At 29.1% G+C, this 12,950-nt stretch carries 14 protein-coding genes; 7 read left to right on the top strand and 7 right to left on the bottom strand.

What is annotated here, in order from left to right:
* Nucleotides 1–98 precede the first annotated feature (98 nt).
* Nucleotides 99–2,045 (top strand): transketolase-like TK C-terminal-containing protein, encoded by a 1,947-nt coding sequence (locus tag MAGB_RS03185; RefSeq protein WP_004024356.1) that lies wholly within the window; start codon nt 99–101, stop codon nt 2,043–2,045.
* A 44-nt stretch (nt 2,046–2,089) separates the two neighbouring features.
* On the opposite strand, the gene MAGB_RS03190 is transcribed toward MAGB_RS03185, so the two are convergent.
* Nucleotides 2,090–2,650, bottom strand: a complete 561-nt coding sequence (locus tag MAGB_RS03190; protein ID WP_004024357.1) for an inorganic diphosphatase — start codon at nt 2,648–2,650, stop codon at nt 2,090–2,092.
* Between the two features lie 78 nt (nt 2,651–2,728).
* Between MAGB_RS03190 and rpsT the strand changes: the two genes are divergently transcribed.
* Nucleotides 2,729–2,998 carry a 30S ribosomal protein S20 gene (gene rpsT / locus MAGB_RS03195; protein ID WP_004024358.1) on the top strand — a complete coding sequence of 90 codons (270 nt, stop codon included), beginning with the start codon at nt 2,729–2,731 and terminating at the stop codon, nt 2,996–2,998.
* Between the two features lie 118 nt (nt 2,999–3,116).
* On the opposite strand, the gene MAGB_RS03200 is transcribed toward rpsT, so the two are convergent.
* On the bottom strand, nt 3,117–3,704 hold the full coding sequence (locus MAGB_RS03200; RefSeq protein ID WP_004024359.1) for a hypothetical protein: 588 nt from the start codon (nt 3,702–3,704) through the stop codon (nt 3,117–3,119).
* Between the two features lie 101 nt (nt 3,705–3,805).
* Here MAGB_RS03200 and MAGB_RS03205 point away from each other — a divergent pair, with 101 nt between their 5' ends.
* From MAGB_RS03205 to MAGB_RS03220, 4 genes are all read left to right on the top strand, one after another.
* Nucleotides 3,806–5,971, top strand: a complete 2,166-nt coding sequence (locus MAGB_RS03205; protein WP_004024360.1) for a HinT-interacting membrane complex protein P80 — start codon at nt 3,806–3,808, stop codon at nt 5,969–5,971.
* An 11-nt stretch (nt 5,972–5,982) separates the two neighbouring features.
* Nucleotides 5,983–7,368, top strand: coding sequence for a HinT-interacting membrane complex lipoprotein P60 (locus MAGB_RS03210; protein ID WP_004024361.1), 1,386 nt, complete (start codon nt 5,983–5,985; stop codon nt 7,366–7,368).
* A gap of 1 nt (nt 7,369) precedes the next feature.
* Entirely contained in the window at nt 7,370–7,705 is a 336-nt protein-coding gene (gene hinT / locus MAGB_RS03215) for a histidine triad protein HinT (RefSeq protein ID WP_004024362.1), read from the top strand.
* A 118-nt stretch (nt 7,706–7,823) separates the two neighbouring features.
* Nucleotides 7,824–8,522, top strand: a complete 699-nt coding sequence (locus MAGB_RS03220; protein WP_004024363.1) for an MAG2000 family lipoprotein — start codon at nt 7,824–7,826, stop codon at nt 8,520–8,522.
* A 58-nt stretch (nt 8,523–8,580) separates the two neighbouring features.
* On the opposite strand, the gene rpmG is transcribed toward MAGB_RS03220, so the two are convergent.
* Nucleotides 8,581–8,733, bottom strand: a complete 153-nt coding sequence (rpmG, locus tag MAGB_RS03225) for a 50S ribosomal protein L33 (protein ID WP_004024364.1) — start codon at nt 8,731–8,733, stop codon at nt 8,581–8,583.
* Nucleotides 8,734–9,206: 473 nt separating this feature from the next.
* Here rpmG and tpx point away from each other — a divergent pair, with 473 nt between their 5' ends.
* Nucleotides 9,207–9,692 (top strand): thiol peroxidase, encoded by a 486-nt coding sequence (gene tpx, locus MAGB_RS03230; RefSeq protein ID WP_004024365.1) that lies wholly within the window; start codon nt 9,207–9,209, stop codon nt 9,690–9,692.
* Between the two features lie 39 nt (nt 9,693–9,731).
* On the opposite strand, the gene MAGB_RS03235 is transcribed toward tpx, so the two are convergent.
* The 4 genes from MAGB_RS03235 to metG form a co-directional block, all read right to left on the bottom strand.
* Nucleotides 9,732–9,968, bottom strand: coding sequence for a sigma factor-like helix-turn-helix DNA-binding protein (locus tag MAGB_RS03235; RefSeq protein ID WP_004024366.1), 237 nt, complete (start codon nt 9,966–9,968; stop codon nt 9,732–9,734).
* Nucleotides 9,958–11,022, bottom strand: coding sequence for a signal recognition particle-docking protein FtsY (gene ftsY / locus MAGB_RS03240; protein ID WP_004024367.1), 1,065 nt, complete (start codon nt 11,020–11,022; stop codon nt 9,958–9,960). Before ftsY ends, MAGB_RS03235 begins: the two co-directional genes overlap by 11 nt.
* Before the next feature lie 68 nt (nt 11,023–11,090).
* Entirely contained in the window at nt 11,091–11,375 is a 285-nt protein-coding gene (locus tag MAGB_RS03245) for an antibiotic biosynthesis monooxygenase (protein ID WP_004024368.1), read from the bottom strand.
* A 24-nt stretch (nt 11,376–11,399) separates the two neighbouring features.
* Complete coding sequence (gene metG, locus MAGB_RS03250; protein WP_004024369.1) at nt 11,400–12,947, bottom strand: methionine--tRNA ligase; 1,548 nt, start codon at nt 12,945–12,947, stop codon at nt 11,400–11,402.
* Nucleotides 12,948–12,950 lie beyond the last annotated feature (3 nt).

A 12,950-nucleotide genomic window follows, 5' to 3' on the forward strand; every position in this document is an offset into this window, starting at 1 on the left:
TTAGTTATCCCTATATTAATTACACAGAAATTATAATCTTTAATATAGTAGAATTAATGTTATAAAGACTTAATAAAACTAAAAACGGAGTAAATTTTATGGACATTAATCAAAAAGTTGTTGCATCAATGCAAGCAATAGCTTTAGACTCAATTAATAATGCAGGTGGCGGACATATTGGCTCTGCCATTGATATTTGCCCTATTATGTATGCAGTAGTAGCAAAACATATGAAAATTAGCTCACAAGAATCTAAATGAATAAGCAGAGACAGATTAATTTTATCAGCCGGTCATGCTTCCATGTCATTTTACAGTATGATGTATTTTCTAGGACTTTTATCATTAGATGAGCTAAAACATCATAAAAGAAAGCATTTTAAAACACCTTCACATCCTGAAACTGATGCCTTTGAATTTGTTGATGCTTCAACTGGCCCATTAGGGCAAGGAGTTGCAATGGGCGTTGGTATGGCAATTGCTGAAAAAAGAATGGCTTTAAAAATTAATAAAGGCAACACAAGAGTAATTGACAATTATACCTATGTTATAGCCGGAGATGGCTGCTTACAAGAAGGAGTTGCAATAGAATCGTTGCAAATTGCTAGTGTTATGAAGCTTAATAAATTTATTTTGATTCATGATTACAATAAAATTCAGTTAGACACTAAAGTTTCTGATGTAAGCAATGTTGACTTATTAGCCTATTTTAAAGCCATAGGCTTCAATGTGATTGAAGTTAATGAAGCAACATATTCAAATGTTGATAAAGCAATTACTGAAGCTAAAAATTCAGATAAGCCTACTTATATAATGGTTCATAACATAATAGCACCTTTTACTCCGTTTGAAAACAGTACAAAAGGTCATCATGGGATTTTAAATAGTGAGCAAACCTTAGAATTTAAAAAAGCTTTAGGTTTAAAAAACACTATTCCATTTGAATATGATAAGGATGTCTATGAACATTCTCAATCATTGATGTCTAATAAGGAAAAAGAGTATGAAAAATGACTACTTGAATTAGAAAATCATAAAAAAGAATTTCCTTGAATTCATTCATTATTACTAGAAGCCATCAATAATAAAACAAATTATGATTTTTCTAATATCCTTATAAAACAGGATGATTTGGCGATTAGAGACTACTATAAAACTTTTAGTGAAATAGTTGATTTTTCATATCCGTTTTTAATTGGTGGAGGTGCTGATGTTGGTTCATCAACTAAAGTTAAATTTGCCGATTCCGTTTTAGATTATGGCCAAAGAATTGACTATGGTGTTAGAGAATTTGCAATGACAGCAATCAATAATGGCATTAATTTATATGGTGGTTTAAAAACAGTTGATTCGACTTTCTTAGCTTTTTCTGATTATGCTAAAGGCGCATTAAGATTAGGCGCAATTATGAAGCTTCCTGCTGTGCATTTATACTCGCATGATTCATATTTAGTTGGCGATGATGGGCCAACTCATCAGCCTATTGAACAAGTTACAGTTTTAAGATCTATTCCTAATTTATTAGTTATCAGACCATGTGATAAATATGAATTGGTTATGGGCTTAAACTATGCTTATAATAACACAAGTGTCCAAGTTGCCATAATAGGCACAAGGCAGCCTGTTAAAACAATGCACTCTACTAAGTTTTTAGACTTTATTCCTGCTAGTTTTGTTTATGAACAAAAAGTATTTGATATATCAATTTTAGCTTCTGGCTCAGAAGTTGAATTAGCCTATAAAACAGCCTTAGAATTAAAAAATCATGGAATAGAGGCAAATGTTATTTCAGTGCCAGTATTGCAAAAATTAGTTGATAATGATGAATTAGCAAAGAAGTTAAAATTAGATCAAAAACCTATTTTTGCACTTGAAGCTTCAAATGATCCATTATGATATAAGTTAAGTAAGTATAATAAAATTGACGGCCATTTTGCTTCTGATTATGGTTTTTCAGACAAAGGTAATGTTGTCTATGAACATATGGGTTTTAATGTAAGTAACATTATTAGCAAAATAAAACAGTTTTTAGGCAAGAATAATTAAGAAAGCAAAAATAAAAAATGGACAAAGGAAAATTGTCCATTTTTCTAGTCTTGAAAAGTGTATTTTTCAGGGTGCTCTTTCATCATTTTTGCAACAAATTCTTTTTTAGGCATTTTGCCATATTTGTTCATTAATTCTTTGCACTCTTCTAACTCTTCAAGCGCTCACTTTTCATCTTCAAAGCCTAAAACTTTTGTTAAATTAGGTTTTTTTCAATTCTTGTAGTTATTGAAAAATGTTTCCATATCTAGTAAAAATGGTTCAGGCAACTCTTTTAAGCTATTAATGTTAGCTAAACGATAATCATCATCATGTACAGCAATTAATTTTGTATCAGTTTCGCCTGAATCATTCATTTTCATTGCGCCAATAATACGAGCATTAAGCACAACTCCAGGAATAAAAGTCTCAGGGCTATAAAGTAAAACATCTAATTCATCGCCATCTCAGTCTAGGGCGTTTGGAATAAAACCATAGTTGCAAGGATATTTAAAATCTCCTCTTAAAATTCTATCCACGTGAATTTGTCCATCTTCACGATTGTATTCATATTTTATGTTTGAATTTTTAGGTATTTCAATTTTAATTTCTATTACATTTGACATAGTGTAATAATAATACTAAATTATTATTTTAATGTATAATTAAACAGATTTTTATTTAAATAAAAAGGGAGGCTAAATATGGCTAATATTAAATCAAAAGTGAAAAGTATTGCTAAACAAGAAGAATTTAGACAAAGAAATAATGCAATGAAAACCAGAGTAAGAAAAGCTATTAGAGCGGCTAGGGAAGCTGTTTTAGCAAAAGAAGAAGGCTTTGAAAAGAAAGTTTCTGAAGCTCACTCAATCATTGCTACTGCAGTACAAAAAGGTGTTTACCACCCAAATAAAGGTGCAAGAAAATCTTCTCGTTTAGACCACTTTGTTAATGAACAAAAATCAAAACAATAATAAAGCATTTTAGCTTCTATAATTTCACAAAAATTATATTTAAAATCAAGCCGTGCAAGCTTGATTTTTATTGTTTTCTATAAAACGAGAAACTGCCCAAAGTCCCTATAAAACAGAGCTACAAGTTTTTAAAAGGCTCAAAAAACGGAACAGTAACTCCTTTTTCAGTTACAAAAAATCTTTTATTAAAATTAAGATTATCAAAAACTTTAAACTTATCAATTTCAGAGTTTAAAATAATAAATTTTGTATATCTTTCATGCACCAAAGAATTAACTAAATCATGTAAAGAAATTCTTTGTGTTTTTGATCCAAAAAGATAGTAAAGTCAGTGTTTTTTGCTGTTTCCCCAATAGATTAAACGCTTATAGTTTTTAAACTTATACCAGTAGTTTATTTTTTCATCATTGGTGCCAACAATAATGTTTATTTTGATGCTTGAACCTGAAAACTTGTAACATGGAGCAAGCGACTTAAAAGTAAGATTTTCTGGCAAAATAAAATGATTTGGATATTTTTTAAGCAGTGCATAAAAATCTTTGTGTCATAGACACACTTCAAGATCATTAATTAAAAACAACTCAGGCTCGTTTTTATACTCATAATAATTAGCTAGCCCTAGAGAGTAATTTATTTTTTCTGAATCTAATATTTTTTGTAATTCTTTTAGTATTTCTATTGCAGTTGTTTTGACTATCATTTGCATAAATTATAAAAAAATCATAATATAATATTACTAATTTATTTTTTTACAAATTTTAGTTTAATATTAATATTAAATATTTATAAAAGTACCTAGGAGCACTTATGGGAAAGAAAAAAACACCATTTTTCGAGCGTCTTTTGCAAAAAAATGCTGAGCAAGAAAACAAAAATAAAACAACAGGAAAAAGCAAAAAAAGTAGAAGTTGAAAAATCGCGACAACTTCTTCACTTTTAGTTGCTGCTGTTGCTACTGGTATTACTGTTCCACTTGTAATTAATTCAACTAGAAAAAACTTTATTGACGGATATGCTCAAAACACTAATGTAGCTAGTGCCAAAATTGGCGATTTTAATTTAGACTTAAACTTTGGAGAGTTTAAGGATATTTACCAAAATCACAATATTTCTTCATCAGAAGATAAGTTAAAAGAGCTTGACAAAATTATTCTTTACTACCTTTATGATCAAGAGCAAAAAGCATCAGCTGAGTATCAAAAGAAGTGAAACGATTCTAAAAGAAGCGATGAAAAAGACAACAATTCTTTCCGTTTACCAACCTTGGAAGAGCTTAAGACCAAGTTCAAAAATGAATTAGTTGACATTGAAAATAATATGAAGCTTCAATTTGGTACAGCTAACTGACAAACTGAATTTAATAAGCACTTAGTTGAAAAATACAATGGTGCTAAAAACATTGATGAAGCTGTAGAAAATAAAGTTTTTGAAGGCATTAAATCAGATGCTTTGCGTCGTTTTAGACTTGCAAATGGTGATTCTAAAAAAGACGAAATTGAAAGAAAAGATAAAAGTGGCAAAAATGTTTTTAGTTGATGACATACTAATGGCAAAGACAAAAAGTTCATTGAGTTAGATGATAAATCTAAACTAGCACTAGCAACCGATAGTTTTGTTTTCAAAGATTCATATAAGTCAATTGATCCTTTTATTGATTCATATATTGCAAATGAAAAACCAAGAATTATTAGTGAATTCACACTTCCTGGTATTGCTCCTGCCAAGAAGAATGAAAAATGAAATATCGACAAAAACATTTTCCTTAGATACCTATTTTATGCTAAAAAAGATACTTTTGGTTTAAAGAATGTGACCGAAGGATTTAATGTTGTTAAAGAGAAATTTAATTCATTTGATCACTATATAAAATCTGTTGTTGACAAAAATGGAACTAACATTCTTCCAGATGATGCTATCCAATATTCTTCAGTTCTTAATACTTTTTCAACAAGTAAGGAAGAAATTAAGAAAAACTGAGGAACTTCTGGCTTAACATCAATTTCTGAGCTAGTAACTGGTGATAATTTCCAAAAATTTCTAGCAAATAATCCCAAATTGTTGTTTGGGGAAAATTACAATGAAAGTACCAGTGGTTCAAATGGTCAAAAGCCTAAAGAGATTGATTTGTTTGAAAAAATTAAAAACATTAAAGACGGAATTGATAAACTTATTAAAAATGGCAATGGTGCATCTAGTTCATCATCTGGAGGCGGTTCTGGCAGCAGTAATGGGACAGTCTCAAATAATGAACAGGCAGCAGAATATAATACAAATTTAGAAAAATTTTTTACTGAAGTCAATGAATCACAAAACAAAGGTTTAACTGAAAAAGCTTTTGAAGAAAATATACTTAAAAAATTTGTCGAAATTTTTGAGGACAAAGAGAAAATTCAAACAGTTTATAAAGTTAAATTTAATGGCAGCGGAATCACAAAGAATGTTACTGGCATACTTTCTCCTGAAGGATTCAAATTGCTAATTTTTGGTGATGAAATCAAAAAAGATGAATTAATTAAAATGATCAAAAATGACTTCATTTTAAACCGTAAATATGAAAAACAATTAGGCGTTAGATATAATGCCTTGCAAAAACTTAACAAACAGCTTTCAAGAAACGAATATATTCTAAAAATGCTTCAAGATAGTGAGTTTAAGCAATACCTAAAAACTCAAAACAACAATTTTGCATTTGATAAAAGCGGTAAAAAGTTAGAAAATGTTAAATATAGTGATAGTGCTATAACTGATTTAATTACAGCATCAACTGCAGCAATTCAATTTGACAAAATTTCTAATTTCATTAAGCTTTCTAAGGATGTTTCAACCTGAATCGAAAACAGAGCTAAAAATAATTATGATGAGCTGCTTGTGATGAAAGATGGCAAAGCCTACTTTAAGTACAATCAAAATAAAACAGCTGCTTCACTTGTATTAGAATATCTCAAAAAACAATTTAACCTAGAGGCTAAGTAACTGGAGGAATAATGAAGAAAATAAGCAAAAAATTACTATCATCATTAAGTTTATTAACTATTCCTTCAGTTGCTGTTATTAGTGCTAAATGTGGGAATGATGTTGAAACAACTGAAAGACTAAATCAACAAAAAGATCTTAAAGAAAACAAGAGAGTAGCAGAATTAGAAGAGATTTGAAACAACTTTGCACTAAGCTACATTTATAACCTTAAACCAGCAAAGCAACATGATGCCAATAGCTGAAAGAAAAATTTTGAAAAAGAATTTCAAAATCAAAATTCTCAATTATTTAAAGACTCATATGAAGCATATAAAATATTTGCTTTAGATCAGCTTTCTAAAAATGAATATTACTTTGTAGAAAAGTCATTAGAGTGAAAAAAGAATGATGTTTTTAAGACTAATCCATTTGATTGAATTAGTACGAAGAATTTTCCTGGCGAGATAAATACAGCTGACTTCATCAAAATATGAATGGAAGATAAGACTGGCATTAGAAAAGAAATTAACAATATGCTTTTAGTTAAAGCTTACTTTGAAATTTCTGACTTAGGTAAATTACAAACAATAGCAAATAATATTGCTAATGTTGGCAAAAAAGACAAAGATAAATCTAAAGACCAAAAGTTTGAATACTATGTTGATGGTAAGGATGCTAAATTTGATTTAAAGCACTATAATTTAGTCAAATACGCATTTGAAAACAAATACATTCAATTATGAAATAGAACCTTTGATGATAAAACAACATCGAACGATATTTTCACTAGAAAAGAAATAAAAAACACTATTTCAAATAAAGATGACTTCAATGCATTTTTTAAAGACACTGCTGAAGCTGAAAAGAAAGCTAAAGAGTGAGAAATAATAACAAAAAATACTGAAGACAAAGAACTTCAAGGCTATGCTGGCATTCAAAAAGACCCAGGAACCTACGGTCTTAACTGAGATGAAACAGACAATAAAAGAAGAAATAAAGGCTCAGGAACTTATGGAGTTTATGATGCTTTAAACTCAATTTTATTTAGTTTTAGTGATTTATCAACAAAAAAATCATCAGTTAACGTCAAAGACAAAGACGGCAAGTCAATTGTTTCATACATAAATCAAATTGTGCCTGTTGGTAAAAAAGTCAAACTAAAGACAAAAGAAGACTATACCAAAGATAAAGTTGATGATTCTAAATTAAAAGAAGCAGAAGTATTATCATTTGAAGATTCTATTTATAAAGACAACTTGAATAAATTAGCTTACTTATTTTACGGAAAAGATGCAAAAAACCTTTTAGAAAAGGCAATTGAAGCATTTGCACATTTAGGTGTTAAAATTAAAGTTAATAAAGAAATTACTCCTCTTTATGAACAATTAAAAGACAAGGTATGGGTAGAAAAATAATATGGACGATTTATTTTTAAAAATAATTAGTGGTGAAGAAGAAGGGAAAATCTTCTATGAAGATGATGTTTGTGTTGCTTTCTATGACAAATTTCCTATTCAACCAGGACATTTCCTAGTTGTGCCTAGAGTTAAGAGCAAAAACATTACTGAAGCAGATGACTTTACAGCTGCACACTTAATTAATACAGCTAGAAAATTAGGTAAGCAAGAAGTGTTAGATAAAGGAATTGCTGGCTTTAAGATTTTGATTAACACTGGAAAAAGTGCTGACCAAAGCATTTTTCATACACATGTGCATGTAATTCCATACAAGGAAAAAAGCAAAGACAACTAAAAAATTAAGCAAATAATTCTTCGTCTGAAGAATTATTTTTATATTGATTTAGAAATTTTCTTAGCACCTAGTTTTCAAATTTTTGGTATATTTATTCATAATGTAGAAATGAGAAATAATGAATAAAAGAAAAATATTATTAATATCTTCATTTGCATCAATAGCTCCAATTGTTGTAGCTGCTAAGTGTACACCAGATAGTGATAACATTGTAGAATTTAGGCTAGGCATTAAAGATTTAGACTTAAAATTTGCTAATTATGGAGCTGTAAATAGCAAGGAATTAGAGTCTAAGCTTAAGCAAAAACCACTTAAAGATGGTGAATTTACAATTGTATACCCTAGCCAAGAAGAGTTAAATAAAGAGGCTCAAATTATTAAAGATTTCTTCGAAAAAGAAGAAACAAAAAAGATTCCTGGATATCAAACAATTTACAAAGAAACCTATGAAACAATTGTTTCGGGAAAACAACCTGTAAGTTTAAGCGATTTTACCAACGAGTATTTATGATCTCGTGATTTAGTTAAAATTGTAGATAATGGCAGCATTAAAAGCAAAAATAAATTGAAATTAATTATCAATCAATTTATTGATAATGCCAATGGTTCAACAACAGCGCATTTTAGAGTTGAGCACAGTGATGATCAAAGAATTTATGAAGTTATTGGCGATTCTAATGGCTATATAGTGCAATTCAAAGGCAAACTAAAAACTATTTCAGCTAACCACTACCACTTAACTAAAGAAATTATTGAAAACAATAAAAATAATTTAGCTGTTTTACTAAAAGCTAACGAAACAACACAAAGAAAATAAAAAAATGCCAAAAGTGGCATTTTATTTTTAAATGAAAATGTAGAGTTAAATAAAATGATTATTTCTTTTCCTTGTGAAGAGTGCTAGCATTGCATCTTGCACAGAATTTCTTTAATTCTACTTTTTCTGGTGTATTTTTTTTGTTCTTTTTGCTAATGTAGTTTTCCATTTTGCAATCAGTACAAAATAATGTAAATCCATCTCTTGGCATTATAAATCTCCGTTTTATTTAACTTATATGTGTATTGCCTAACTAATATTTACATATTATAGTAAAAAAACTAAAAAATGCATATATTTTAAGGCAAATATTAACAAAATGTAGTTCAGCACCAAGTAAAGTATTTTTATGCTCATGATAATGCTTATTTTAATTTACAAACTACAGTTCAATATTTTAAGAAAAAAGACTATTTTTCCCATTTTTTACTTTTTTGTTACTTTCATACAAAAATGCGCATAAATAAAATGTTACTTAATTCACATTGGCATAAACAATTTTAGTATTTAAAAAACAAACCGAAAGTCTACACTGAATAAAATAAGCTATTATCTAAAGTATGCTATATAAGAATTTGTAATTTGCACACTTAATTTGTTATTATGAAAATATAATCCCAATAAAATAATGTTATTAAGCATAATATATAATTATTGTATTTCTTAGCTATTGATTGGAGAATTATGAAAGTATCATTTGCAAATATGGATGTTAACCTTTTAGGCAATGAAATTAAAGTTGGAGATGTATTTCCTAACTTTAAGGCTGTGGATGGTGAATTAAATGATTTTGAATTTTATTCATTACCAAAAGGAAAAAAATTAGTTTTATCAGTTCCATCAATTGACACAGGAACCTGTGATGTTGAAGCAACTAAATTTATGAACTATTTCAAAGACAAGGAATATGAAGTAGTTGTTGTATCATATGACACACCTTTTGCACAAAATCGTTGATGTGTTGCAAAGGATAATAAAAAAGTTAAATTAGTTAGCGAATTTAGGCACAATGATTTTGGAAAGAAAACACAAACATTATTAGAAGGTGTTGGCTTACTAACTAGAGCGGTATTTGTTTTAGATGAAAACAATAAAGTTGAATATGTTGAATATGTTCCAGTTGTCTCAAATGAGCCTAACTATGAAGAAGCCTTAAAGTACTTTAAATAAGGCATAAAAGACAAAAAATGAACCAAGGCAGGTTCATTTTTATTCGCTAGTTTTAGCTTCAATTTTCTTTAAATTATTTATAGCCTTATGCACACTGTCATAAGCAGCAGTTCTTGTTGTGGCTGTGATTTTAGCTATTTCAGCATATGAAAGATTTTCGTAGAAATAGAGTCTAAAAGCTTGCTTTTGGGTTTGAGTTAATAAGCCTTCATATTTTTCAAAAAGAGAGCAAAGATGTTCAATATTTTTAATGTCATTAATGAGATTATTCTTCATTTTTGTCGATTAAATCCTTGGTCATTTCATAAATGAAATTATCTAAGTCAAATTCCTGAAGATCATCTAGTCCTTCACCTAGGCCTAGATATTTAACATTAATGTTAAACTCATCCTTAATTGACAAAACAATACCACCTTTTGAAGTGCCATCCATTTTAGTTAAAATTATTCCAGTTGGACTAGCGACTTCGCTAAATGCTTTAGCTTGACTTACACCATTTTGCCCAGTAGTTGCATCAAGCACAAGTAAACACTCATGTGGTGCGCCTTCTTGGAACTTATTAATAATTGAGTACATTTTTTTAAGTTCATTCATTAAGTTAATTTTATTTTGCAATCTGCCAGCTGTATCAATTAACAATAAGTCATAGTTCTCAGCTTTAGCTTTCTCTAAAGCACTATAAACAACGCTTGCTGGATCAGCGCCTTCTTTTATAGGCTTAACAATATCAGCACCAACACGTTCAGATCATATAGCAATTTGATCCACTGCCCCTGCTCTAAAAGTATCGGCTGCAGCAATTAAAACCTTCTTGCCTTCTTTTATGTATTTATGTGCAACTTTAGCGATGCTTGTTGTTTTACCACTACCATTAACACCAATAAATATTAATATATTTAATCTGCCATCTTCAACATTAAGTGTTGTGTCAACAACACTCTTATTGGTATAAACAACAAACATTTGGTCAGCTATCAGCTCGCCAATATCTTTAGTGTTAGTTAACTCTCTGATTTTAACTTCATTTTTAATATGAGTAATAATTGCATACACGAGCTTAGCGCTTATATCACTCATTATTAAAATTTCTTCTAATTCATCAAAGTACTCTTCATCAATTTGTTTATATTTGTTTGAAAGATCTAGTAATTTTGCACCAAGCGAGCTAGATTTGCTTAACCCCGCTTGATACTTTTCTAACTTTTGTGAACGTAAAAGCTCATCTTGCTCTTTTTTCTCTAATTCAGCTTGCTTTTGTGCTAATTTTTCTTCTTTAGACTTCTTTTTTCAACCAAATAATTTGTCTTTTAAATAACTAAAAAATCCCATAATTCAATTTTATATAAAAATATCCTACTAACTAAAAAATAAAAAAACTATAAACCTAGTTTATAGCATTAAACATTGACATTAAGTCTTTCAACTTTTGCATTGTAGTCAATGAATTTTTCTAATTCTTTATTAATTAATTTAGCTTCATCAAGCTTTAAAAAATTATTGTATGCTGCTGCTGTGCTTCATCTTTCAATTACAACAAGTGTGTTTTCATTTTTTCAGCATAAGTCAAAAGAAAGATTTAATTCTTGTTTTTTAACAAAATCGTTTCAGTTTCTAATTAAGTAAGCAAATCTTTCTTTAGCTTCTTGCCTAATTACCATTTCTTTATAAATTATGTGAATCATTTTTCCTTCCACTATGCTGGATATCTATTTTTTAATTCTATTATATAGAATAAATTTATCAGCAGTTTTAACTCCATCAAATTTTGAAAAGTTGCTAATATTAGCTAATTCAAATGAGCTAACATTTAAAGCTTTAGCAACCTCAACAATTTTATTTGGCATAATAATTTGTAAGCTTCAAGAAACTGCATAAATGCCATTTAGTAATCTAACTAAAATACCTTCTAACTCTTCTTTATGCTCATCTGAAGTCAAGGTTCAAGGCTTAAGAGTATCAATGTATTTATTTAATGCATCAGAAAGATTCATTGAGCACTCTAGCGCTTTATCTAGTTTAAACTCATCCATAAGCTCAATGAATTTTGAGGCAAATGAGTTAATTTTTTCTTCTATTTCTAAATGCTCAATTTTACTGCTTTGCCTGTAAATTAGCCCTTCTGGGAAAGAATTGCTAATCATTTTTACTGTTCGAGAAACTAAATTGCCATAATTATTAACTAACTCAGAATTAACAGTGTCAATAAGCTTATCCTCACTAAAATTGCCATCTTCGCCAAAAGAAATTGCAGATGCAAAATAATATTTAATCATTTCATCGTCATACTTACTAAATAAATATTCAGGTTCAATGACATTATTTAATGACTTAGACATTTTTCTGCCATCTTTATCTCTTAATAGGCCATGTGCATAAATTTTAGTTGGGATTCTGATTCCTAAAGCTTTTGTAAAAATAGTTCAGTAAATGAAGTGAAAGCGCGAAATTTCTTTGCCAATTATGTGCACAATTTCATCGCCATTTTGCCAATATCTTAAATACTCATCACCTGGATTTTCTAAGTCAAAACCTAAAGCACTAACATAATTAAAAAGCGCATCTAATCATACATAAAGAGTATGTTTAGGATCTTCATTAGTTTTTATGCCTCAGTTAATGTTAGTTCTAGTGACTGAAAGATCCTCAAGGCCATCTGAAACAAAATTTGTAATCATTTCATTAGTCATTTTAGAAGGTAAAAGCCATTCAGGGTTGTTTTTTACTTCATTTAATCACCAGTTTTGAAACTCTTTCATTTTGAAAAAGTAACTCTCTTCACTCATCAAAACTAATTTATGTCCGCTAACAGGATGATAGTATTCTCCATCTTTTAATACAGCTTGATTTTTAGTTAAAAACTCTTCATCATTAACTGAATAAAGGCCATCATATTTACCTTTGTAAATAAAGCCAAGCTCTAAAAATTTACTAAAAATTGCTTGCACCATTTTCATATGTTTAGGATCGCTTGTACGACTAAAATAGTCATAATTTATGTTGTATTTTTGTCACATTCTTTTATAAGAATCAACTAATTCGTCAACATATGTTTGTGGATCTTTATTAGCAGCAGCAGCTTTTTGCTCTATTTTTTGGCCATGTTCGTCGCTACCAGTTAAAAACTTAACATCGTAGCCCAATATTTTTTTATAGTTAGCAATTATTCAAGCAACTGTTGTGCAATAAAGATGACCAATGTGCAATGGCCCAGAAGTGTAGTAAATAGGCGTAGTAATATAAAATGTTTTTTTCATAAA

The sequence above is a fragment of the Mycoplasmopsis agalactiae 14628 genome (assembly GCF_000266865.1).
Taxonomy (GTDB): Bacteria; Bacillota_I; Bacilli_A; order Mycoplasmatales; family Metamycoplasmataceae; genus Mycoplasmopsis; species Mycoplasmopsis agalactiae_A.